The organism is Stutzerimonas stutzeri (genome assembly GCF_024448985.1).
Taxonomy (GTDB): Bacteria; Pseudomonadota; Gammaproteobacteria; order Pseudomonadales; family Pseudomonadaceae; genus Stutzerimonas; species Stutzerimonas stutzeri_AP.
In genome coordinates this window covers 41,716-65,872 of record NZ_JAMOII010000019.1, presented here as the reverse complement: position 1 = coordinate 65,872, position 24,157 = coordinate 41,716, and the positions used below count along the sequence as shown (strand labels likewise).

Here is a 24,157-nt window from a genome sequence, read left to right as displayed (position 1 = left end):
GCAACCAAATACGACAAGGCCACTCTCATGAGTGGCCTTTTTCGTTCCGCCTCGCAGAACCACCCTCCTCTCGCACGTTAAACCTCGCGGCCTTCGCTTGCTTAGGTTGGTTTCAGCCTCACGCCCCTCCCTTTCCCTTTTAAATCTCTTCACGCGAAAGTTTATAGGCCGTTCGGCTTAGTTCTGAAGATGGATGACTTTAAAATAAAGTTATCGACTCGGTAACCCACAGCTCTTTTATCCTTTTGCCTATCAATGGATTACGACAGGCAGGCCGAAAATCCCAAAAAAAATTTAGTTTCCCATCTTGACTGCCGTCAGGTTCTGAATGATAACTAGGTCACACAAACGAGGCAGGATGTTTCCTCGAGTGGCAAGCCAGACAGAACCCGGTATTGCTATTAAGTCCGCAGGGATAGCATCTCCGTAACAGCTAATTTTTGCTGTTCTGCGTTAACAGTACTCTCTCTTTATTGCTTCTCTCGAAACCCAGCCGAGTGCGGTAGCTTTGCCTGAAAGCCGCGCTATACGGGCCGCCCCAGGAGAAGAGGCCTACGAGAGATGGCAAGCCAAATGGCGGCAAAAGCCTGCAATGGCGGTAGCGTGCCTAATAAGAACAGGCAGCAAAAACCTCATATCTGGCGATTAATGGCGTAATTGAAGATTCGCGTACCGATTAAATAATAATTTAACTTTCAATCGCCGTACTCATATGTTCATCCAAACCGGAGCTGATCGTGGATACCCTGTTCCGTAGCATCGATATCGAAGCGCATCAATTGATTGCCAAGGAAATGAGCGTCAAGGGAAGCTCCTGCATTACCAACTTCCTTACTGCCGAACAATTAACCTCATTACAAGATCACATCCGTAATGATGCCGAAAGCCATAACGGCCAATACTTCGCGCACCATGGTGGAGTTGAAATAGAGAGTTCTCTATTGGGCGTTCTAGGCGCTGCGCCGGAGTTCCGGCAGATGCTTGGAAGCATTTATCAGGCGGGCATCGGAAAAACCGCGTACAGCGATGAGGTTCTTAAGGTGTTGCGCTGCGTGCAGGGGAATTCAGGGCGTCGTGAGTCCAATTGTTTTCATTACGATGCCAGCCTTGTAACCGTACTGTTGCCCATCGAAATCCCTCAGAACGGAAGCGATCGGGGTGATTTGATCATGTTTCCCAATCTCCGCCGAGTACGCTCGTACGTTCTGTTCAACGTGCTGGAAAAAATGCTGTTGCAGAATGCACTGAGCCGAAAGCTGATAACCGCTGCCATTCGCCGTCATCTTCTGAAGCCCGAAAAGCTGCAGCTGATTCCGGGCAATCTGTATCTGTTCTGGGGCTACCGGACGCTGCATGCAAACGAGCCCTGCGACCCCGCCAGCCGCCGGGCAACCGCCATATTCCATTATGGCGACCCGCACGCAGGCAGCTTTGCGACCCGGCTGATTCTCAAGCTCAACCAGCGTCGCGCACGACGCGCAACCGCACTCGGCACGCAGCCTATCGCATGACCGAACCCGGCCTCGGACAGAGGTTTTCATCTATCGATCTCGACGTGACTACCGATAAGGACATCGCGATGATCAATGTCACCAAATCCTATCTAGGCAACAAAGCCAAGTTTCTGGGCTATGTCGACAGCATCTATGCGTCCGGCTGGCTGACCAATCACGGGCCGCTGGTCACCGAACTGGAAGATCGCCTACGCGATTACCTGGGTGTCCGAAACATCATCCTCACCAATAACGGCACCTTGGCGTTGCAGATCGCCTATCGGGCATTGAACCTGTCCGGCAGCGCCATCACGACCCCGTTCAGTTTCGTTGCGACCACCAGCTCGCTGCAGTGGGAAGGTATCCGGCCGATCTTCGCCGACATCGACAAGGCCAGCTGGAACATGGACCCGCAGGCTATAGAGGCGCGGATCGACAGCGACACCCGCGCAATCGTCGCCACGCATGTCTTCGGTAATGCCTGCGATGTGGAAGGCATCGCGCGCGTCGCCGAGCGGCATCGGCTGAAGGTCGTCTACGACGGTGCCCATGCATTCAGCGTGCGCTACAAGGACCGCTCGGTTTTCCACTGGGGCGATGTCAGCACGCTCAGCTTCCATGCAACCAAGCTGTTCCACACCATCGAAGGAGGGGCCATCGTCACCAATGACGATGCACTGGCGGCAAGGGTTCGTTTGCTGTGCAACTTCGGCATCGTCGACACAGACACCATCGACGGTATCGGCATCAACGCCAAACTCAACGAGTTCGCTGCGGCCATGGGCCTGTGCATCCTGGATGACATGGCTTTGATTCTGGAGCAACGGGAGGTGATCGCCAGGCGCTACGAAGACCAGCTGGGTGATCATTTCGACCTGCAGCACCAGCAGCCGTACTCCCAGCGCAACCATAGTTATTTCCCGATTGCCCTGGCAAACGAAGACCAGTTGCTGCGCTGTCGAAGAGCGCTGAACGCCAAGGGCATCAACCCCAGACGCTACTTCTACCCTTCGCTGGACACTCTCGGCTATCTGCAGCCGCAACCGCCGCAAATACAGTCGAGAACCCTGAGCCGTCGGGTGCTGTGCCTGCCGATCTATCCAGGCCTGCCGCGGCATATCCAAGACACGGTTATTCAGACGCTGGTGCACGAATCTTCGCGACGCAGCCAACGGCAAACCGAGCGCTTCTGGCCACAGACCAACGCTACCGATTTGATGGAACAGCGTTTCAGCCTGCCCGATTCTGGGTTCAAGAATATTTACTGATTCATTAGCGGCGGCCCGACTACATGTCTGATCGAAAGCTATCGATGTTTCGCAACACCGGCCTGAGTTACGCCGGTCAAGCGTACGCCCTGCTCATCGGCATCCTCGTTCTACCCTTCTATCTCGGGCATCTTGGTGCTGAAGCCTACGGCCTGATCGGTTTTTTCGCGGTGCTGCAGGCCTGGTTGCAGCTGCTGGACGCCGGGCTGTCACCGTCGCTGGTCCATCGGATTGCGCACTATCGCGGGCGGCTCGCCAGTGGCGCGCAGTGCTACGAGCCCGGACAGCTGCTGCGCTCGTTTGAAATCATCTTCTTGCCATTGGCATCGCTGACGGTTCTGAGCGTTTATTTCTCCAGTGGCTGGATCGCTCACCAATGGTTGCAAGCGCAGGAGCTGAGCACGGACACCATCGTTCAGTGCATCAGCCTGATGGGTCTGATGGTCGGCCTGAAGCTGTACGCCACTCTTTATAAAAGCGGCCTGCAGGGCCTCGAACTACATGCATGGCTGAACGGCGCCAACATTCTGATAGCTACGCTGCGCTATTTCGGTGGCCTGTTTCTGGTGGCCAATGTCAGTCAGAACCCTCTGGATTTCTTCCTGTTCCAGACGGCGGTCGCTCTGTTCGAGACGCTGGTGTTCGCCGCCAAGGCCTATGCGCTGATGCCTAACCCAACGATCCTGACCGGATTCGACTGGGCCGTGGTCAAGCCGGTATTGCCGTTCGCCGCCGGCATGTCGCTCACCTCGGTGCTGTGGATCATCCTGACGCAGCTGGACAAGGTGTTGCTATCCAACGTGTTGATGCTCAAGGAGTACGGTTATTTCTCGCTGGTGGCGCTGATGTCGACCGGCATCATGACCCTCACCAATCCGCTGGTGCAGACGCTACTTCCACGCATGACCATGCTCGTGGCCGAGAACCGGATCGCCGATATGCAGGCGCTCTACCTGAACGCCACACGATTCGTCTGCAGCCTTTTGTTCCCGCTCTCGGGGGTCATCGCCTTTCACTCCGCCGAGCTGGTCTTGGCCTGGACTGGCGATGCAGAAGCGGCGCAATGGAGCCGGCTAGTGTTGCCTTGGTATGTGGTCGGTAGCGCGATCATGGCCGTTACCGCCTTCCAGTTCTATCTGCAATACGCCTACGGGCAGCTGCGCCTGCACGTGTGGTTCAGCCTGGTCTCAGCAGCACTCAGCATTCCGCTGGTGGTTTACGCGGCGCTCGAGCATGGCGTCTACGGCGCAGCGCTGGCCTGGTTCGGGCTGCGCATGCTGACGTTTCTGATCTGGCCGTCGATGGTGCACAAGCGCTTCGCCCCCGGCCTGCATCGGCAATGGCTACAGGATTTGTTGCGCATTACCGCCATGACAGGCCTGGGTCTGTTGATCGGAGAACCCGTGTTCGTGGCGATCGCGAGCGACAACCGCTTCGACATTCTTCTGGGACTGGCAGTCAGCGGCCTGATCTGCCTGGCACTGGTTACCTTCACATCCAAGCCCGTCGTAATGCGGCTTTACGTACTGATGACCAAATCGAGCGTCTGAATGGACATGGAACTGAAAAACGAGCAGGACTTGATGGCGGCCTGGGGCGATAGCCGGGAACCGCTGCTGAGCATCGTCTGCCTGGCCTACAACCACGCAGCTTTCATCAGGGAAACGCTGGAGGGGTTCCTCCGGCAGGAAACGGACTTCCCTTTCGAGGTGATTGTTCACGACGACGCCTCGACCGACACCACCGCGGCGATCATCCGTGAATACGCCGCGCGCTTCCCGAGCGTGATCAAGCCGATCTATCAGTGCGAAAACCAGTACCGCCAGGGTGTGCCGTTCAGCACGCGATTGTTCGCACAAGCGCGTGGCAAGTACATCGCCTATTGCGAAGGGGACGATTACTGGATCGACCCGCGCAAGCTGCAAATCCAGGTCGACTTTCTCGAACAACACCGCGACTACGTGATGACGTACCACGATGCGTTCATGTTCAACAGCCAAGGCGTGGTGCGCAGCCCGCACCTGCAGGGCCAATATCGAAGGGACGCCACTGCTCGCCAACTGATGCAGGCACGCCCGGTCTCAACCTTGACGGTGTGCTTTCGCAATCTGGTGCAGGAACTACCGCCTGAGCTGCACGGCGTCGAAGTGTTGGATATCTGCTGGTGGTCGTTGCTCGGAGCCCACGGCAAGGGCAAGTTCATCGAAGAGATAAAACCCGCCGCCTACCGAGTGCATGAGGGCGGGATCTTCTCCATGCGCAGCAGCAAGCAACGCATCCAGATGTCCATGCATGCCTATTACAGCCTCGCCCACTATTACCAGCGGATCGGCAACCAGTCGCTCTACGAGTACTTCATGATCCAGGTCTTCGCCCAGGCGCTGGCATCGATTTCGCCGCTCAGCAAGCTTCAGGCGCTGAGCCAGGTATTCCAGAACGCCAGCCTCAACCTGTTACGCAGGCTGATTCCAGGCGCCTGACAGCGCATGACCGACACCTGCCGCACCGATGGCGAATACTCAAGGAAGGATCCGCAATGACTGCCATGGCCCGCTCTTCGCTGGAATACGACGGAGACAATCGCATCGACCTGGCGCGTATTCTGCGCGTGGCGTTCGATCATAAGGCGCTGATTTTCACCATTACCGCCCTCTTCGCCCTGCTCGGCGTCGCCTATGCCGTCGTGGCTACGCCGGTCTACCGAGCGAGCGCGATGATCCAGATCGAGCCCAAGAAAGCCGGCATAACTGGCGTGCCGGAAGCCATACCTCGGCCGAACTCGGTTTCCCAGGCGGTGACCGAGATCGAACTGATCAAGTCGCGCTCGGTACTAGGGCGCACGGTCGATGCGCTGAAGCTCTACATCACCACTCGCCCCAAATACCTCCCACTTCTCGGCAGCTATATGGCGCGTCAGCATGATCCAGAGACGGACGGCGAACTCGCCGCGCCTCTGCTGGGTATGAGCAGCTATGCCTGGGGCGGCGAAAAACTGGAAATATTCCAGTTGGATGTGCCCGAAGCTTATCTGGGTGAAAAGCTGATCCTACGTGCCGGTAGTGCGGGAGCGTTCAGCCTGTATGACGCGGACGAGAAATTGCTACTGAGCGGCAAGACCAACGAAGCCGTGCAGCACGAGGGCTTTCGCGTACAGATCGCCGAACTCAAAGCCCGCCCGGGTACAGAGTTCGCCGTCGTGCGTAGCCGTCCGCAAACCACGGCACTGGATTACCAGAAGCGCCTCAAGGTGGGTGAAGCCGGCAAGGACTCGGGAATCATCTACCTCACCCTCGAGGATCCGGACGCGGACAAGGCCAATCACGTGCTCGATCAGATCAGCCGTCTGTACGTGCGCCAGAACATCGAGCGAAGCTCCGCCGAAGCAGCACAGCGCCTGGAGTTTCTGCGCTCGCAGGTGCCGCTGGTACGCAAGGAGCTGGAGAAGGCAGAAGCGGCGCTCAACGACTACCAGACCAGCGCGCAATCGGTCGACATCAGCATCGAAACCAAAGGTGTGCTGGATCAGGTCGTCGCGCTGGAAGCACAGATTTCCGAGCACGAACTCAAGCGCACCGAATACAACCAGCTGTACACGCCGGAGCACCCTACCTACCAGACGCTGATGAAAAAGATCGGTCAGCTGCAGGCACAAAAAGCTGCGCTGATGGGAAAAATCGACACACTGCCGATGACTCAACAGGAATTGTTGCGCCTCAATCGAGACATGCAGGTCACGACCCGCACCTACACCCTGCTATTGGACAAGGCCCAGGAGCAGGACATCTTGCGCGCAGGCACCATCGGCAACGTGCGCATCATCGACAACGCCTACTCGGTGGTGGAGAAGCCGGCCAAACCGATCAAGCCCCTGGTCGTACTGGTCGCCATATTTGTCGGCCTGCTGGCGTCGGCGATGGTGATCCTGCTACGCCAGGTGTTCTATCGCGGCGTCGAAAGTCCGGAGACCATCGAACATCTGGGCATTCCGGTGTATGCCGCCCTGCCTTTTTCGGCGAAACAGGAACACCTTTACCGGCTCAGGAAAATTCGCGACGGAAGAAGCAAGCTGCTGGGCACGGCCGATCCGGCCGATCTGGCCATCGAGTCACTGCGCAGCCTGCGTACCAGCCTCAAATTCGCCATGCTCGAGGCACGTAATCAAGTGCTGGTGGTCACCAGCCCGACCCCCTCGGTGGGCAAGTCCTTCGTTTCCAGCAATCTGGCATCGGTGATCGCCCAGGCGGGTCAGCGCGTGCTGCTCATCGATGCCGACATGCGTCGCGGTTATCTGGCTGGCGTGTTCGGCATGGCGCCGCGCAACGGTCTGTCCGATGCACTGGTTAGCGGGCTGCGTCTCGCCGCGGTCATCAACAAGACCGACCAGGCCAACCTGCATTTCGTTGCCAGCGGTTGCAGCGCGCCAAATCCGTCCGAGCTGCTGATGCACGACAATTTCGCGAAGTTGCTCAAAGAGGCGGAGCGCGAATACGACTTCGTCATCATCGATACACCACCGGTATTGGCCGTGACGGATGCCGTGCTGGTCGCGCAACAGGCTGGCACCTGCCTGCTGGTCGCGCGCTATGGGTTAAGCACCGCCAGCCAGATCGAAGCATCCAAGCGGCGCCTGGCGCAGAACGGCGTACTGCTCAAGGGCGCCATTCTCAACGGCGTCAAGCGCAAGGCCTCGAGCACTGCCTACGAAACCGGTGCTTACGGCTATTACAGCTACTCTCAGAAAGCCTGATACGTGCGAGGGACATGTCGTGCTCAGAACCGCAGCGATGATGCAACCCTACCTGTTCCCCTACCTGGGCTACTTCCAGCTGATCGCTCACAGCGATGCCTTCGTGCTGGGTGACGACCTTCAGTACGTCAAGGCTTCGTGGATCAATCGCAACAGGGTACTGGTGAACGGGCAGCCTAAATTGATCACCTTTCCCATGCGCAAGGGTGGCCAATTCGACCCGATCAACCAGCGCTGGCTATGCGAGGACTTCCCGCAGGAAGCCCAGAAGCTACTGAGGACGCTGGAATTCGCCTACGCCCGCGCCCCTCATCACGACGAAGTGTTCGCGCTGATTCACCGGATCCTGACGCATCCGGAGCGCAATCTGGCCCGGTTCATCGAACATTCCATCCGCTGCATCTGCGCGCACCTGCAGATCACGACACCTATCCATATCGGGTCGGAGATGGGATTGCCGACCCGCATGGACAAGCAGGAGCGCGTCATTGGCCTAACGAAAATGCTAGGTGCAGAGCGCTATATCAACCCCATCGGAGGCATGGCGCTGTACTGTCCAGCGCTTTTCCGAGCTTACGGCCTGTCACTGCGCTTTCTGCGCATGGACGACCTGAGCTACCCACAGTTCAGCCAACCTTTCGTGCCTGCGCTATCGATCATCGACGTGCTGATGTTCAACAGCCAGAACGATGTGCAGGACCTGCTCAAGCGTTTTTCTCTCGTCGAAGGGATCGAGCAGCAAGCCGCATTGCAGGCATGAACGACATCGACAAAACGGACTTCAGCAACTCATCTCTATGGAAGGCAGCTTCACATGTCAGCGCTCGGTAACAATCCACACTGGTACCTGATACAAACCAAACCCCGTCAGGAAATCCGCGCCGAAGAGAATCTCCAACGCCAGCACTTCGAGTGTTACAGGCCACACAAGCCAAGCACTTCCGGTGATGGCAAAGCAGACGAAGCGTTGTTTCCCGGTTATTTGTTCATCCGCCTCGATCGGCACATGGACAACTGGTATCCCATCCGTTCGACCCGAGGCGTCGCCCGAGTGGTGTCTTTTGGCAGCGAACCCACACCGGTTCGGGACGAACTCATCGAGCAGCTGCGCCAGCGACTCGCGGCCCCGGCAGAGAAGCCGAAGTTCCAACCTGGCGAGCGTGTGCATCTGCAGGGTGGCGGCTTCAACGAACTCGAGGCGATCTTCGTCAGCGACGACGGAGACGAACGTTCGGTGATCCTGCTGAAGCTGTTGCAGCGTGAACAAAAAGTCCGCGTGCCAACCCGCTATCTCAGTGGTTGCGTCGCGCAGCCCTGACTCACGCTGTTGCACCGATGAATTCGGGGTTCCGATCATGAAGATTCTGTTTCTGCACAGCCTGTACGCACCCCATGTGGGTGGTGGCGCGGAAATCGTCGTGCGCCAGTTGGCTGAAGGCCTTCAGGGCCGAGGCTGCGACGTAACGGTGCTAACCACCGGCCCGGAGACCGGCTTGCATGAGGAAACGCTAGGCGGCGTGCGAATCTATCGCGCCGGCCTGTACAACCTTTACTGGCACTTCACCCAGAGCCGGCCCAATCTGTTGTTGCGCCTCGGCTGGCATTACCGCGATCGCTACAACCGCCGCATGCGCCTGTACGTTCGCGAGGTGATCGCACGCGAGCAGCCGGACATGGTGGTTTGCCACAACCTGACCGGCTGGTCGATCTCGGCGTGGGACGAGATCAGCGCGGCCGGCGTGCCGATCGTTCAGGTGCTGCATGATCTCTATTTGCTGTGCCCCAAGGACACCATGTTCAGCAAAGGCCGCAGTTGCGAGCGCCAGTGCGGTATGTGTTCGGCTTTCCGTCAGCAACACGCGGGGGCCTCGGCACAGGTCGCCGCGGTAATCGGCGTCAGTCGCTTCATTCTGGACCGGGTGTCCGGGCACGGGTATTTCAGCCGGGCCAGCCACCACGTGGTGCATAACAGCACCACGCCGAGCGAAAGCGCACCGCGCACGCCGCGTCATAACCACAGCGGCCTGTTGCGTTTCGGCTATATCGGCACGCTGTCGGAAAACAAGGGCGTGGGGTGGTTGATCGAACAGTTCCAAGAACTGTCAATCAACGCCACCCTGGAAATCGCCGGGCGCGGCAAGCTGGACGATGAAGCACAACTGAAGGCAAAGGCCGACCCGGCCAAAGTCCGCTTCGTCGGCTATCAGAATGCCGCCACCTTCATGAGCAACATCGACGTACTGGTGGTGCCTTCGATATGGGCTGAGCCCTTCGGGCTGGTCGCCGTCGAAGCCTGTGCCCAGCACCTGCCCGTCATCGCAACGAACATGGGTGGCCTGCCGGAAATCATCCAGAACAACCTCAACGGGCTGCTCTGCTCACCGGCCGACCCCGACTCGCTCGGCAGAGCGATGCTCAAGCTCTATCTGGACAGCGGCCTGCGCCAGCGGTTATCGCAGCAGGCGCATGGCAGCGTTGCGCCATTTCTAGACATGGAACGCATGCTCGATCAGTACCAATCGATCCTGCATGCCGCGCTACACGGCCGGAGAGCCCACGATGACGCCGTTTTCACTGATTACACCGCATCCCAGATCGAGCCCGCTGGCGATTGACAAGCCGACCCTACTGACATTGATCGCGGCCTCTCTGCTGATCAGCGAAACCTTTGCCGGGGCGCTGCGCTATTACCTCGATATCGCCGGTATCTCCGCCCTGCTCTACCTACCAAAGCTGGCTTGTTTGGCAGCAGTGGCGCTCGAGTTGCCACGCGCGCGAAGCAGGCCCGGCGTATGGCTGGTGCTATTTGCGTTGGTGGTTTCAAGCTCGTTCGCGCTGCTTCACGGGGCTTCGCTGAGAAACGTCGGCTTCAGCCTGTTCATCTATATTCCGCTGCTGTTCGGGCTGTTCTGCGGCACCTATCTGGAACGCAAAACCGTCCTGTTGGGCTGGGTGATCGGGCTATGTCTGATGGCCTCTCTGCTAGGCATTGCACTGGATATGTTCACCCAGGTGCCATGGAAGGGGTACAGCTACATGATGGGCGACGTCGAGGTGACCGCGAACAAATCCTGGGCCTTTGGCAGTACCGACCGTCTCGCCGGCTTCGCCCGCATGTCGACCAATCTGGCGGTGATGATCGCGCTGTACAGTCTGTTTCTGGCAGCGTTCCTGCGCACCCGATTGCTGCGGATGATGCTCTACCCGCTGGCATTCGGCGCGATCTTTCTCACCACCAACAAGTCCACCGCCGCGGCTTATCTGTTGACGCTGATGATGCTGTTCCTCGCCGGATATCGCATGCCCAGTGCCACCGCGTTTTTCATCGCGGTGCTAACGGGAATGGCATTGCCGATCGCTAGCTTGCTGCTGAACATTCCGCAGGCCGAAGCCTACAACGGCAGCATGCTTGCTTCCTTCAACGATCGTCTGATCCATAGCTGGCCGAATTTCATTGAGGTGATTACCAACGAAGGTTGGGGTTGGTGGGGTGCAGGTTTCGGTGCGGTAGGCAGTAGCGCAGCGGTCTTTCCACTGGCCTGGCTGGAGCTGCTGAGCATCGCCGACAACACGGCGCTGTATCTCTGGGGAATGCTCGGCGTGTTCGGCGTGCTGCTGTATTTGCTGTTGTTCCCGTTGCTGCTGCGCCTGCACGACCGTGGCCCGCGCATTCGTGACGCCCTGCTAGGCATCGTCTTCTGCACCTGCCTGATCGGCTGGGCGACCGATGTATTGGAAGTCACCACCTCCACCCTTTTCCTTGGTATGGCCATCGCCCACGTTCTGACGCCTCGGGACGTGCTTCATCGAGGGACGTACAGCCAGATCACCGCAGCACAACCGCATGGCGGCCTTGAACCGCATGCCTCTAGACACAGGGACGAGCGACCATGATTACCCGCCTCAACTTTTGCCGTCTGGCACTTGTCGCGGCCATATCCGGCCTGGCGCTGCAGGCACCGGCACAGCAGCCGGAAGACCCGTTCATCCTCGGCGTCTGCTCGCATGACCTGCATTTACGTGACAGTCGCAGCCAAGGCAATCAACTGTTGCGGGACGCCGGTATCGAGTCGGTACGAACCGACGCGCACTGGGCGTTTCTCGAACGTAACCGCGATCGGCTCAAGGTGGAGCCGCATTGGTACCGCTATCTCGCCGGCACCGAAGCGCATGGGCTCGATAGCCTGTTCATTCTTGGCTACGGCAACATCTTCCATGGCGACGGGGAAAAGCCACGCAGTGAGCCGGTACGCGCCGCCTTCAACCGTTATGTCGCCTTCGTCGCGCAGCAGTTTCGCGGCCGTATCAAGCACTACGAAGTCTGGAACGAGTGGGACGTCGAGAACCCGACCGATCCGCAATTCACGCAGGACTACGCCCGGCTGATCACCGACGCAGCGGGCATCATTCGCCAGCATGATCCGGACGCCAAAGTGTTGGCCGGCGCGGTGACTACCAAAGGCATCGAATCCGGTTTCGCCCTGCGCCTGATCGAAGCCGGCGTGATGCAATCGATCGACGGCCTCTCGCTGCACCCATACGTACATTGCCGTGGCCGGGGGAAGAACACCCCCGAGGCCTGGATCGAATGGCTTGCAGACGTTGACATGGAACTGTCAGCCGCCGCCGGCCAGCCGGTGCCGCTGTATCTGACGGAGATGAGCTGGCCGGCCTATCAGGGTTCCTGTGGCATCGACGAAAGCCTGCAGGCCGCTTATCTGGCGCGCAGCTTCCTGCTCGTCAAGACGCTTCCCAACGTGCGGGGCTACTGGTGGTACGACTTGCGAAACGACGGCACCGACAAGCGTGAGCGCGAACACAACTTCGGCCTGCTTCGGCAGGACTACGCCCTGAAGCCCGCGTATCGGGTGCTCAAGGTGGTCAGCCCGATCATCCAGAACTACCAGTTTCTTGGACATGTCGACGGACCCAGAAAAGACACCGTTCTGATGCGCTTCGGTAACGCTGAAGAACAGCTTCTCGTCGCCTGGAGCACCGACCAGGCACGCTCGGTCAGCATTGAATCCGCGGGCCAGGCAACCGGCGCGCTGGAGCTGATCGATACCGAGCATCCTGAAAACGGCCGAACCCAAAGCGACGCGGCATGGAATTGCCCGGCCGACGCGAACAACTGCACCGCCAATATCGAACTCGATGGATTTCCGAAAATCATCAGCCTCGGCAAGTCCGCTGCGGCTCGCTCCGGCTCCTAGCAGAAGCTCTCGACTCGTGAACAGTTTTTTGAAAAGGGGAATTTCAGATGATTGTGATCAATGCCCGCTTTCTGACCCAGGAAATGCGGGGTGTACAGCGCTTCGCGGAACAGATCAGCCTGCAGCTCGGATGCCTGCGCGATGACCTGGTCTTCGTTGCGCCAAACGACATACGCCTACACGACAGTGCCGAACAGCTGCAGGTACGCCGCATCGGGCGCCACCGAGGCCATCTCTGGGAACAACTGGACCTCCCGCTGTGGCTCGCACGCAATGGCAGCCCACCGCTGGTCTCGCTCTGCAATACCGCCCCGCTCGCCTATGGCAACCAGATCGCGACCCATCATGACATTACCTATGTCAGGCATCCGGAAAGCTATTCGAGAGCGTTCCGGGCCATCTATCGCAATCTGACACCGCTGTTACTCAAACGAATCAAGGCGCTGATTACCGTGAGCGAATTTTCCCGGAAAGAGATAGCTCGCTTCTATGGCTATCCGGCACGCCACATTTGCGTGGTGCCCAACGCCGTGGACGCGCGCTTTCAACCCTTCTGCGCCGAGCAATGTCCGCGTGGCTCGGCGCCTTATCTGCTCGCGGTGTCATCGCCCAGCGCGCACAAGAATTTCGCCAGGATGGTCGCGGCATTTCTGAAACTAGAAGGGTTCGATGAAGTCGAGCTGCGCATCATTGGCGACTCGAACCGAATCTTCTCCGGCAGCGTCCATGACGTGGCCGGCAGCCGACGCATCCGCATGCTTGGCAGGCTCACCGATCAGGAGCTGGTGGAGGCCTACCAGGGCGCAACGGCCTTCGTGTTTCCGTCGATTTACGAAGGCTTTGGCATCCCCCCGCTCGAGGCGCAGGCCTGCGGCTGCCCCGTCATCGCAGCGCGCGCCGCCTCTATTCCAGAAGTCCTGGGCGACAGCGCGCTGTACTTCGACCCGTTGAAGGTCCAGGACATCGCAGCTTGCATGCAGCGGGTCCTGCGCGACGAGGCCTTACGCCAGGATCTGCGGCGGCGTGGCAAAGCGAACGTAGCGCGGTACTGCTGGAATTCGTCCGCCCGGCAGGTATCCCGGCTGATCGACCAGGCGTTCACCGGGGTGAGTGATGGTAGGAAAGCAGACCTACAGCTCCCGCTCAGCCAGCCCAAGCACTAACCGAGCGAACGCCGACAGAAGCCCGGCCATGCCGAGTGCGTCCACAACCACCTGCCGCATCGCCGCGGCACTCCCAAACTTCAGTCGCCGACCGATCGACGATTGATCCCGCTGCCACTCTTTATCCATGAAGGCTAACGTATGAAAATCGCCATTGTTCATGACTGGCTGGTGACCTACGCAGGCGCCGAACGGGTGCTTGCCGGGCTGCTTGAGACCTGGCCGGAAGCAGACCTGTTTGCCGTCATCGACTTCCTCTCCGACGAAGATCGGGCCAGTCTCGGCGGCAAACGCGCCACTACCACTTTCATCCAACAACTGCCCAAGGCGAAGACGCACTACCAGAAGTATCTGCCCCTGATGCCCCTGGCTATCGAGCAGCTCGACATGTCGCCCTATGACTTGGTGATATCCAGCAGCCATGCCGTGGCAAAGGGCGTACTCACCGGGCCGAACCAACTGCACATCAGCTACGTGCATTCGCCGATCCGCTACGCCTGGGACCTTCAGCACCAGTATCTACACGAGGCCAGTCTGGACCACGGTCTCAAGGCCAAACTGGCGCGCATGCTGCTGCACTACATGCGCATGTGGGACCAGCGCACCGCGAGCGGCGTGGACGAGTTCATCGCCAACTCTCACTTCATCGGCCGGCGCATCAACAAGAGCTATCGCCGTGAGTCGACCGTGATCTATCCGCCCGTCGACACCCGCCAGTTCACGTTACATGCCGATAAAGAGGATTTTTATCTCACGGCATCTCGGATGGTGCCCTACAAACGCATTCCGATGATCGTTGAGGCCTTTTCTCGCATGCCAGACAAGACGCTGATCGTGATTGGCGCCGGGCCCGAAATGGAAAAGGCAAAGGAGCTCGCAACACCGAACGTGACGCTGATGGGCTATCAGAATTTCGCCGTGCTGCTGCATCACATGCAACGCGCCCGGGCCTTCGTGTTCGCTGCGGAGGAAGATTTCGGCATCGCGCCCATCGAAGCCCAAGCCTGTGGCACGCCCGTCATCGCCTATGGGAAAGGTGGCGTGCTCGAAACCGTGCGGGGGATCGATCACCCCGAGCCGACAGGGATCTTCTACGCCGAGCAGACGCCTGAATCCCTGATTGCAGCGGTCGCGGAGTTCGAATCGGAAGCGCATCACATATTGCCCGACACTTGCCGTGCAAGCGCGGAGCGTTTTTCAACCGAACGATTCAGGCAAGAGATTAAGACCTTCGTCGATACTAGGGTTCGCGAGGTTTCTTTGCTTCAGGGACAGGATGCGCTATTGCCCCGACCGACCGTTGCACCGGTGAGCGTCGCACCGGTTTACCCAACGGCGGTTCCAATGAAGCCCGCCTGATAAGGACCCCATTTCAATTGCGAGGTTTCAAGGATGAACACAGCAACCGCAACTCAACGAGTCCAGACCACCTGCGTATTAGGCCTCGCCCTGCTGATCAGCGGGACGACAGGCGCCGTCCATATCGCCCAGCACACCGACGGTGAACTGTATCGACAAGGGCACGAAAGCTTCGCACGGGACGTGCCCAGCTGTGCCAACAACTCGGTGGGCCGGGCGATTATCTTCGATCATGGGGCTCGCCGGATCGCACCATCGTGCGGTGCCACCAGTGAGTCCGTGACGGTCACGCCCCCGCCAGTACGCCTGGCGAGACCGCTCTCTGATAGCCAGTACATCCGTTCTGGCGACAGCATCCGCTACTCGTTTTAGCTCTGCGAACTTTTGGAGGTGCCATGGACAGTGCAGACCAAAATAGGCAATCGCTGATTTACGCCGACGGTTATTCCTATACCGAAATATTCCAGGCGCCCGAATTGCCAGGAATGCCCAGTGGAAGCCGGTTGATCAGCGTCTTCCATGCATTCTTTATCGCAGACCGGGACACCGACATTCTCGGTGCCGATCTGGCCACAGCACCGCCCGATGCCGAGATGACCGAAACTGCCAGCAACCTCTGACACTCCGGTCCACAGGCTTTCTCTGCAGCGCTTCAAGCGCCTCACCGACGGCGTTGCGCCGTTGGCGCGACAGTCGTTCCGCGATTCATGCCGAGACACCCCCATGACTCTCAAAACCACAGTGGTGACCGTGACCTATGGCGATCGGCTGGCTTACCTGCAACAGCTGATCGAGCGCGCGCTGGCATTCGTCGAAATCAACGAAGTGATCGTCGTGAGCAATGCCGCGCTGGCGCCGCTGGAGCAACTACCGGAACGCTGGCCTGGAAAAGTCCGACTGATCCCGCTGCCGCACAATACGGGCTCGGCGAATGGCTATGCCGTAGCGATCGAAGCTGCTCTGGCAGGCGGGGCTGATTACATCTGGATGATGGATGATGACAACGCTCCGACCACCGCAGCGGTGACGATCCTGCATCGCGAACTGGCGCGCCTGGGTGGCCTGCTAGGCCCGGAACGAGTCGCGGTGCTGGGCTATCGCGCAACGCAGCAGGCGGACGTTGCCCAAGGCGTACCGCCGCGCTACATCCTTCAGCCGCGCTCCAGCTATTTCGGTTTTCACATCGCGCAGCTTCCCTACAAGCTGTGGCGCCGCCTGCCGTGGGCCAAGCGGCCCGGTAAACGGCCAGCGAGCATCAGCCTGCCATTCGCCCCCTACGGCGGTATGCTGGCGCATCGCAGCCTGTACCAACGCATCGGCTTGCCGCTGAAGGAACTGGTGCTTTATGTCGACGACACCGAATACACGCGACGCATCACAGCTGGCGGTGGTCGTCTGTTCCTCTTTACCGGTGCCGTAATCGACGAGCTCGAAGAATCCTGGAACATCAAGGCGCGTACCCGCAACATCTACGAAACCTTCCTGCTCGGCGACTCGGATTTCCGCGCCTACTATGCCGCGCGCAATCAAGCCTGGTTCGACAAGAACGTCTGGGCCGCTTCTCCCCGGCTGCATCGCCTCAATCGTGCAATCTTCCTCACCCTGCTGCGCCTGGTCGCCCGGCTGCGTAATACCCGTAAGCGCCTGAAGCTTATCGAGCAAGCCATTCATGACGGCGAAAACGGTGCCCTGGGCATGAGCAAGATCTTTCCATTGCGTTGACCAATCGCCGGCGGCTCCCCGCTGCCCAGCTCATCGAGGGATGGTTCATGGACGTCACATCAGTGCAACGTGACGCAAACAACTTCGACTTCCTGCGATTCTTCGCTGCTTCGGCAGTTGTCATTGGTCATTGTTATTGGCTGTCGGGAGCCGGCGATGTCGAACCGGTACGGCTATTCACCGGATCCATGGATACCGCCGACATTGCCGTGAACCTGTTCTTCGTAATGAGCGGCTTTTTGATCGCCGCCTCATGGATGAACAGTCGCAGCGTTCTGGACTTCGCCGCCAAACGCGCCCTGCGAATTTTTCCGGCGTTGTGCGTATCGGTCTTACTCACTGCGTTCGTCATCGGGCCACTGGCGACCGGGCTATCGCTGAAGGCATACCTTCTCAATAGCCAGACCCTGGGCTACCTCGGCAACATGGCCCTGATCACGCAATTTCATCTGCCGGCCGTCTTCACCGACAATCCCTTTCCCGACACCGTTAATGGATCGGTCTGGACATTGCCCTACGAAGTGCTGATGTACGCCTCATTGCTGACGATGGGGCTGCTCAAGTTATTCGGGCGAATCGCCGTGCTGATCGTGCCCGCGATGTTGATGTTGATCCATTTCCAACTGGCACCTGGCCTGGGGCTGGACAGCGACATTCTGCGCAAGTCCACCCGGCTGGGGATGTTCTTCTTCCTCGGTTCGGCGCTGTACCTATACCGCAGAAATTTGCCCTGGAACTGGAAGGTCGCCCTGAGCTTGCTCGCGCTTTCGCTGCTCAGTGCCAAAACTGAGCTATGGCTGTATTTCCACGTTCTGACATTGCCTTACCTGACCATCTATCTGGCACACCTGCGGATTCCACGATTGTCCGAATTCGGCAGGTATGGCGATTTCTCCTACGGCATCTACATTTTCAGCTTCCCGATCCAACAACTGCTGATGCACTGGTTCAGCCTGCAGTTGTCGTTGGGCGCATTCATGGTGATCAGCCTCTTTGCAAGCATCGCCATCGCAGCGTTGTCCTGGCATTGGATCGAGTCCCCGGCATTACGGCTGAAACGCTATCTCCCTGGGGCCCGCGAGCGTGCCGGCCGCATAGACCTCAGCCCGACCCCATGATTTGTCTACCTACCCCATAGACCGTCTGCTCGATTTGCCGCAGAAAATTGCGACGGGCCTGGAGCCCCATAGCTAAACCCCCTACCATGCATCGCGATTCCCTTCTGCCTATCGACAATCAGATTTCATGTCTTTTGCCCTACTGTTTCGCGTAGACCTGCGGCGGCTGATTGTGATGCTGGCAATTCTCAGCGGGCTGATTACGCTGAGCATCAGCTTTTATGCGAGCTATCAGGTGCAGCGCGAATCGCTCATTAACAGCACTCTCGAGGCCAATCGGGCCTACGCGGCCAAACTGGCTGTCGGCACCGAAACCTTCTTCGATTCGGTGCAGCAGCAGCTCCGCTACAGTGCAGATATCCTGGCAAAACAGTTCGATGATGAAACGCTACGCAGAGAGGTCGAACGACTGCGGTTGCAGACGAACAGCTTCAACACCGTCGTCGCCACCGACGTCCGGAGTGTGGTGCGTGCGATTTCGCCCAACAGCGAGCCGCTGATCGGTCACCAACTGGGTTCACCCGGCGCGCAAGAAGCACTTCGAGAGCGACGACCGCTGATCAGCAGTCCCTACATTTCAGCGCTCGGGACGCTGGTGATCTCGATATCCCAACCGATCCTCGACGAAAACGGCATGTACCTTGGCTACATTGGCGGCGTTATCAGCCTCAAAGAGCCGAACATCCTTAACAGCATGCTCGGCGAGCATTTTTACCAGGACGGTTCCTACCTATACGCAGTGGACCAGAACCGGCGGTTGCTCTACCACCCGGACCCCAAACGCCTCGGCACCGTAGTCGGAGGAAATGCAGTCATCGACCGGGTTGTCAGCGGCGAGTCGGGTAGCCAGCGGGTCATCAACAGTCAGGGACAAGACATGCTGGCCGGTTTTGCCGCGGTGCCGACCGCGCGCTGGGGCATCATCGCGCAACGCCCGACCGCGGTGACGCTACACCCGCTCGACGATTTGATGCTTGAAGTTTTGCGCCAAACGGCCCCCCTCGCACTGCTGACCTTCGTTGGCGTCTGGTGGTTATCCGGGCTGATTTCGCGTCCGCTCTGGCAACTGGCCAAGAGCGCAGGCGGGATGGATGCTCCCACCAGCGCGGAACGTATCCGGCGCATCCGTTCCTGGTATTTCGAGGCCGCACAACTCAAGCGGGCGATGCAGTTGGGCATCAGCCTAATGCATCAACGCATTGGCAAACTCAACCTCGATGCCCAGACCGATCCCTTGACCGGTCTGCACAACCGCCGCGGACTGACCCTTGCCTTGGAGGCTCTAAGTTCGGAAGGCCATTCATTCGCGGTTGTAGCCCTGGACATCGACCACTTCAAACGCATCAACGACAGTTACGGTCATGACGCTGGCGATCAGGTCATTCGTCAGCTAGCGCAATTGATGACCGCGTGCTCGCGGGAAGCCGATACCCTTTGCCGAAGTGGTGGCGAAGAATTTCTGATGTTGTTGCCGAACACCAATGTCGAATCGGCGTTGCGGGTTGCCGAACGCTTGCGCCGTTGCGTCGAGCAAAAGCAGATCCCACCGCTGGGTCATATCAGCATTTCCCTCGGAATCGCCGTCTGGCCCATACACGCCGATAACATCGAGCGCGTCCTCAAGCTGGCCGACGGCGCGCTGTACCGGGCCAAGCAGCACGGCCGCAATCGCTCGGAAGTCGCCGAACTGGATCGGAATCAAGCTTTGGATTTCAACCGGGACGGTTGAATCGATTCAAGCCCGATCATGCTGAATGCCACCTGGCGCGTGAGCCTCAGATGACCACCGAAAGCCGCAGAAATAGCTGTATACTCGCGCGCTTTTTTACGCTTGGTGTCCTGAGGGTTACTCGATGAGCAAAGCGCCTACCGTTGGATTTGTTTCACTTGGCTGCCCTAAAGCCACGGTGGACTCCGAACGCATCCTGACCCAGCTGCGTATGGAGGGGTACCAGATCGTGCCCACCTATCAGGACGCCGACGTGGTGGTCGTCAACACCTGCGGCTTCATCGATAGCGCCAAGGCCGAATCGCTGGATGCAATCGGTGAAGCCATCGCCGAGAACGGCAAGGTGATCGTTACCGGCTGCATGGGCGTGGCTGAAGACAACATCCGCAATGTGCACCCCAGCGTGCTGGCTGTCACCGGTCCGCAGCAATACGAGCAAGTCGTCAATGCCGTGCACGAAGTGGTGCCGCCCAACATTGATCATGACCCCTTCGTCGATCTGGTTCCGCCGCAGGGCATCAAGCTGACGCCGCGTCACTACGCCTATCTGAAGATATCCGAAGGCTGCAACCACACCTGCAGCTTCTGCATCATCCCCTCCATGCGAGGCAAGCTCGTCAGCCGTCCGGTCGGCGATGTGCTCAGTGAAGCCGAGCGCCTGGTGAAGGCTGGCGTTAAGGAGATCCTGGTGATCTCCCAAGACACCAGCGCTTATGGTGTCGACGTAAAGTACAAAACTGATTTCTGGAACGGCCAGCCGGTCAAGACGCGCATGCTGGAGCTATGCCAGGCGCTGTCGAGCATGGGGGTATGGGTACGTCTGCATTACGTCTACCCCTACCCGAATGTCGATGACGTGATTCCTCTCATGGCCGAAGGCAAGCTGCTTCCCTATCTGGACATTCCGTTCCAGCACGCCAGCCCTAAGGTGCTCAAGGCCATGAAGCGCCCTGCCTTCGAGGACAAGACCCTGGCGCGCATCAAGAAGTGGCGCGAAACTTGTCCGCAGCTGACCATTCGCTCGACCTTCATTGTTGGCTTCCCAGGCGAGACCGAGGAGGACTTCCAGTATCTGCTCGACTGGCTGACCGAAGCGCAGCTGGATCGCGTCGGCTGCTTCCAGTACTCCCCGGTCGAGGGCGCGCCGGCCGAGGAACTGGACCTCGAGCCGGTACCGGATGAGATCAAGCAGGATCGCTGGGACCGCTTCATGGCCCATCAGCAAGCCATCAGCGCCGCTCGCCTGGAGCGCAAGATCGGCCAGGAAATCGAAGTACTGATCGACGAGGTCGATGAAGACGGCGCTATCGGTCGCTCCTACGCCGATGCTCCGGAAATCGACGGCATGGTTTACGTCGACAGCGAGCGTCCACTGCAGCCTGGCGACAAGGTCTGGGTCCGCGTAACCAATGCCGACGAGTACGATCTCTGGGCTGAGACGATCTAAGCGAGTAAACGGCGCCTTAGCATCTGCCAGAGGTGCCCGCCAACCAGAGCGAAGTGCCACGATTGAGCCGAGCCGGTTAAAGGAAAACGCCCCGACTGCTTAACTGCATCGGGGCGTTTGTTTTATGTCTCGGGAGCTATGTGTAGGCTCCCTCGCCAGATGTACCCCATAACGAAAAGCCCGTATCGAGTGATACGGGCATCGTTCTGCTTGCCTCTAGTCCGCCAGGATTACAACCTGACGGACAGGGCTTCGATACAGCGAAAGCCTTACTGTGCAGCGGCCTCTTCGGCAGCCTCGGGCTCGACTTCGGAGGCAGGGGCCTCTTCAGTTTCGTCGCCTTTGATGCCTAGCAGCTCAAGATCGAAGACCAGCACCGAGTTGGCCGGGATCAGCGGGCTCGGGCTTTGCTCGCCGTACGCCAGCTCGCTCGGGATGTACAGCTTATACTTCTCGCCTACATGCATCAGTTGCAGCCCTTCGACCCAACCCGGAATCACACCACCAACGGGCAGGTCGATCGGAGAACCACGCTTGATCGAGCTATCGAAAACGGTGCCGTCGGTCAGGCTGCCTTCGTAATGAACGGTAACGACGTCATTCGGACCAGGCTGAGGGCCATCGGCTTCCTTGATCACCTCATATTGCAGGCCGGATTCGGTGGTCTTCACGCCTTCACGCTTGGCGTTCTCTTCAAGGAATTTTTTCCCGGCTGCGACCGCCTCTTCGTTCATTTTGACCATGCGCTCTTCAGCACGTGTCTGCAGATAGGCAAAGGCCTCCATCAGCTCCTCGTCGGTCAGTTTCTGCTCCTGCTTGGTCAGGGCATCGTCGATACCCTGCGCAACAGCGACCGAGTCGAGATCATCCATCCCCTCCTGCGCCAGGCTCTTGCCCATGTTCAGGCCAATGCCGTAGGACGCCTTCTGCGCCGGAGTTTCCAGCTTGGCGCTGGTTTCCGAATCACAGCCCGTCAGGACCAGGCCAACCAGGGCTATCGCAGACGCCAAACGATGATGTCTCATTCTGTTTCCTTAAATGCGCTTGAAAGGGTGAGGCGAAATCAATTGCCGGAGCTTAACAGTCGCCCCCGACAGTGGCTACCGAGCGTACCGATGTAAAGAGTAAAGACAGCGCAAAGAAAGGAAGTGCCGCACGAAACGCGCGAACAGAGCGTGAAGCTCTCTTTTTGCCGCGCTCCGCTGGTGGGCTGAAGCGGAACGCCGCCCGGCCCACCCTACCAATGCCTGGGCTTGGCGAATGTCGGTCGACAGGTGGTTTCGCGAATCGAAGGCAAAAAAAAAGCGACCCTAAGGTCGCTTTTTCTCATGCTATCAAGGCGTTCAGTGGTCCTTGATAACGAATATGGCGCAGCGGACGGGACTCGAACCCGCGACCCCCGGCGTGACAGGCCGGTATTCTAACCGACTGAACTACCGCTGCGCTAAACCTCGAGTGGTGGGTGATGACGGGATCGAACCGCCGACCCTCTGCTTGTAAGGCAGATGCTCTCCCAGCTGAGCTAATCACCCTTTCAGTGCACTCGCTTGTTTGCGTTTGCTCTCGAAGTGGGGCGCATTCTAGAGAGGGTTCCGAACCTTGGCAAGCCCCTTTTGCAAAAAAAATTGATGAACTTACAAAGACTTAGCAAAGCCTCTGTTTATTGCCACTTTTTGTGGTTTCCATCGGCAATGCCGTGCGGCAGGGTTGGCCTGCGTTCCCGGGAGGGGAATAATGCGCGCTTTGCTTTTACCGGAGTTTCAAATCGCCATGTGGTTTCGCAACCTGCTCGTCTACCGTCTCACCCAAAACGTCCCTTTCGATGTCGAGACACTTGAAGCTGCATTGGCCGCCAAGCCCGCCCGCCCCTGTGCTAGCCAGGAGCTGAGCACCTACGGTTTCGTCGCGCCCCTCGGCAAGGGCGAAGATGCGCCTCTTGTACATGCCAGCCAAGGCTTCTTGCTGATCTCTACACGCAAGGAAGAGCGAATCCTGCCCGGTAGCGTGGTCAAGGACGCGCTGAAGGAAAAGGTCGACGAGATCGAAAACGAGCAGATGCGCAAGGTTTACAAGAAAGAACGCGATCAGCTCAAGGACGACATCATCCAGTCCTTTCTGCCGCGCGCCTTCATCCGCAAGTCCGGCACCTTCGCCGCCATCGCCCCGCAGCAGGGCCTGATTCTGGTCGATTCATCCAGTCCCAAGCGCGCCGAGGACTTGCTGTCCACCCTGCGCGAAGCCATCGGCTCGCTGCCGGTGCGTCCGTTGACCGTCAAGATCGCCCCTTCGGCGACCATGACCGAATGGGTGAAAACCCAGAAAGCTGCCGACGACTTTTTCGTGCTCGACGAATGCGAGCTGCGCGACACGCACGAGGACGGTGGTGTGGTGCGCTGCAAGCGCCAGGACCTGACCAGCGACGAGATCCAGCAGCATCTGGAAGTCGGCAAGCAGGTCACTCAGCTGTCGCTGGGCTGGCAGGACAAGCTTTCCTTCGTGCTCGACGACAAGTTGGTGATCAAGCGTCTACGCTTCGAAGAGCTGCTACAGGATCAGGCCGAACAAGACGGCGGTGACGACGACCTCGGCCAACAGGACGCCAGCTTCCTGCTGATGATGCTGACATTCGGCGAATTCCTGCCCGCGCTGTTCGAGGCCTTGGGTGGTGAGGAGATTCCGCAGGGCATTTAAACTGCCCTAGGGTCTGTTGCCATTTCGGCGCGGTCGCGACGGATCCGGTTTTAGCGCGAGACAAGGCACGAGTCGCGCAGTTTGGTCATTCCAAATAAGCAACGAGAAACGCCGTATCGCGCTAAAACCGGCCCGTCCCTCCGGGTTGCGCGGCAAATGACGCCATGCGGCGTTGCGGGACTTGGCAAGGGAACGACCATTACCTGC

20 protein-coding genes and 2 tRNA genes are annotated in these 24,157 nt (G+C 58.8%); 19 read left to right on the top strand and 3 right to left on the bottom strand.

Features of this window, described 5'->3' with window-relative positions; translation table 11 throughout:
• Positions 1–737 precede the first annotated feature (737 nt).
• The 18 genes from NA647_RS16680 (at position 738) to rimO (ending at position 21,259) form a co-directional block, all read left to right on the top strand.
• Positions 738–1,511: a hypothetical protein gene (locus NA647_RS16680; RefSeq protein WP_423836489.1), complete on the top strand. Its 774-nt coding sequence runs from the start codon at positions 738–740 to the stop codon at positions 1,509–1,511.
• A 68-nt stretch (positions 1,512–1,579) separates the two neighbouring features.
• Complete coding sequence (locus NA647_RS16675) at positions 1,580–2,761, top strand: DegT/DnrJ/EryC1/StrS family aminotransferase (protein ID WP_256058717.1); 1,182 nt, start codon at positions 1,580–1,582, stop codon at positions 2,759–2,761.
• Positions 2,762–2,784: 23 nt separating this feature from the next.
• On the top strand, positions 2,785–4,311 hold the full coding sequence (locus tag NA647_RS16670) for a lipopolysaccharide biosynthesis protein (RefSeq protein WP_256058714.1): 1,527 nt from the start codon (positions 2,785–2,787) through the stop codon (positions 4,309–4,311).
• A gap of 6 nt (positions 4,312–4,317) precedes the next feature.
• The gene (locus tag NA647_RS16665; protein WP_256058716.1) at positions 4,318–5,241 is read left to right on the top strand and encodes a glycosyltransferase family 2 protein; all 924 of its coding nucleotides are present in this window, start codon (positions 4,318–4,320) and stop codon (positions 5,239–5,241) included.
• A gap of 56 nt (positions 5,242–5,297) precedes the next feature.
• Entirely contained in the window at positions 5,298–7,508 is a 2,211-nt protein-coding gene (locus NA647_RS16660) for a polysaccharide biosynthesis tyrosine autokinase (RefSeq protein ID WP_256058713.1), read from the top strand.
• A 19-nt stretch (positions 7,509–7,527) separates the two neighbouring features.
• Positions 7,528–8,268 carry a WbqC family protein gene (locus NA647_RS16655; protein ID WP_256058712.1) on the top strand — a complete coding sequence of 247 codons (741 nt, stop codon included), beginning with the start codon at positions 7,528–7,530 and terminating at the stop codon, positions 8,266–8,268.
• A gap of 54 nt (positions 8,269–8,322) precedes the next feature.
• Positions 8,323–8,826 (top strand): transcription/translation regulatory transformer protein RfaH, encoded by a 504-nt coding sequence (gene rfaH, locus NA647_RS16650; protein WP_131650361.1) that lies wholly within the window; start codon positions 8,323–8,325, stop codon positions 8,824–8,826.
• Between the two features lie 37 nt (positions 8,827–8,863).
• On the top strand, positions 8,864–10,123 hold the full coding sequence (locus NA647_RS16645; RefSeq protein ID WP_256058711.1) for a glycosyltransferase family 4 protein: 1,260 nt from the start codon (positions 8,864–8,866) through the stop codon (positions 10,121–10,123).
• Complete coding sequence (locus NA647_RS16640; RefSeq protein WP_256058710.1) at positions 10,068–11,402, top strand: hypothetical protein; 1,335 nt, start codon at positions 10,068–10,070, stop codon at positions 11,400–11,402. The genes NA647_RS16645 and NA647_RS16640 overlap by 56 nt, the downstream gene beginning before the upstream one ends.
• Entirely contained in the window at positions 11,399–12,721 is a 1,323-nt protein-coding gene (locus tag NA647_RS16635) for a hypothetical protein (RefSeq protein ID WP_256058709.1), read from the top strand. Before NA647_RS16640 ends, NA647_RS16635 begins: the two co-directional genes overlap by 4 nt.
• Before the next feature lie 47 nt (positions 12,722–12,768).
• On the top strand, positions 12,769–13,884 hold the full coding sequence (locus tag NA647_RS16630) for a glycosyltransferase family 4 protein (RefSeq protein ID WP_256058708.1): 1,116 nt from the start codon (positions 12,769–12,771) through the stop codon (positions 13,882–13,884).
• Positions 13,885–14,025: 141 nt separating this feature from the next.
• On the top strand, positions 14,026–15,243 hold the full coding sequence (locus NA647_RS16625) for a glycosyltransferase family 4 protein (protein ID WP_256058707.1): 1,218 nt from the start codon (positions 14,026–14,028) through the stop codon (positions 15,241–15,243).
• 33 nt (positions 15,244–15,276) lie between these two features.
• Positions 15,277–15,615 (top strand): hypothetical protein, encoded by a 339-nt coding sequence (locus tag NA647_RS16620; protein ID WP_256058706.1) that lies wholly within the window; start codon positions 15,277–15,279, stop codon positions 15,613–15,615.
• A gap of 23 nt (positions 15,616–15,638) precedes the next feature.
• On the top strand, positions 15,639–15,863 hold the full coding sequence (locus tag NA647_RS16615; RefSeq protein ID WP_256058705.1) for a hypothetical protein: 225 nt from the start codon (positions 15,639–15,641) through the stop codon (positions 15,861–15,863).
• A 103-nt stretch (positions 15,864–15,966) separates the two neighbouring features.
• Positions 15,967–16,965, top strand: coding sequence for a glycosyltransferase (locus tag NA647_RS16610; protein WP_256058704.1), 999 nt, complete (start codon positions 15,967–15,969; stop codon positions 16,963–16,965).
• 47 nt (positions 16,966–17,012) lie between these two features.
• The gene (locus NA647_RS16605; protein ID WP_256058703.1) at positions 17,013–18,083 is read left to right on the top strand and encodes an acyltransferase family protein; all 1,071 of its coding nucleotides are present in this window, start codon (positions 17,013–17,015) and stop codon (positions 18,081–18,083) included.
• A gap of 127 nt (positions 18,084–18,210) precedes the next feature.
• Complete coding sequence (locus tag NA647_RS16600; protein ID WP_256058702.1) at positions 18,211–19,812, top strand: sensor domain-containing diguanylate cyclase; 1,602 nt, start codon at positions 18,211–18,213, stop codon at positions 19,810–19,812.
• Between the two features lie 124 nt (positions 19,813–19,936).
• The gene (gene rimO / locus NA647_RS16595; RefSeq protein ID WP_256058701.1) at positions 19,937–21,259 is read left to right on the top strand and encodes a 30S ribosomal protein S12 methylthiotransferase RimO; all 1,323 of its coding nucleotides are present in this window, start codon (positions 19,937–19,939) and stop codon (positions 21,257–21,259) included.
• A gap of 269 nt (positions 21,260–21,528) precedes the next feature.
• On the opposite strand, the gene NA647_RS16590 is transcribed toward rimO, so the two are convergent.
• The 3 genes from NA647_RS16590 to NA647_RS16580 all read right to left on the bottom strand — a co-directional run bounded on the left by NA647_RS16590 (position 21,529) and on the right by NA647_RS16580 (position 22,791).
• Positions 21,529–22,284, bottom strand: a complete 756-nt coding sequence (locus NA647_RS16590; RefSeq protein WP_256058700.1) for an FKBP-type peptidyl-prolyl cis-trans isomerase — start codon at positions 22,282–22,284, stop codon at positions 21,529–21,531.
• A 341-nt stretch (positions 22,285–22,625) separates the two neighbouring features.
• Positions 22,626–22,702: transfer RNA gene (locus NA647_RS16585), tRNA-Asp, on the bottom strand.
• A 13-nt stretch (positions 22,703–22,715) separates the two neighbouring features.
• Positions 22,716–22,791 (bottom strand) — tRNA-Val (locus NA647_RS16580).
• A gap of 238 nt (positions 22,792–23,029) precedes the next feature.
• On the opposite strand from NA647_RS16580, the gene rdgC reads away from it, so the two are divergent.
• Positions 23,030–23,950 carry a recombination-associated protein RdgC gene (rdgC, locus tag NA647_RS16575; protein ID WP_197445696.1) on the top strand — a complete coding sequence of 307 codons (921 nt, stop codon included), beginning with the start codon at positions 23,030–23,032 and terminating at the stop codon, positions 23,948–23,950.
• Positions 23,951–24,157 lie beyond the last annotated feature (207 nt).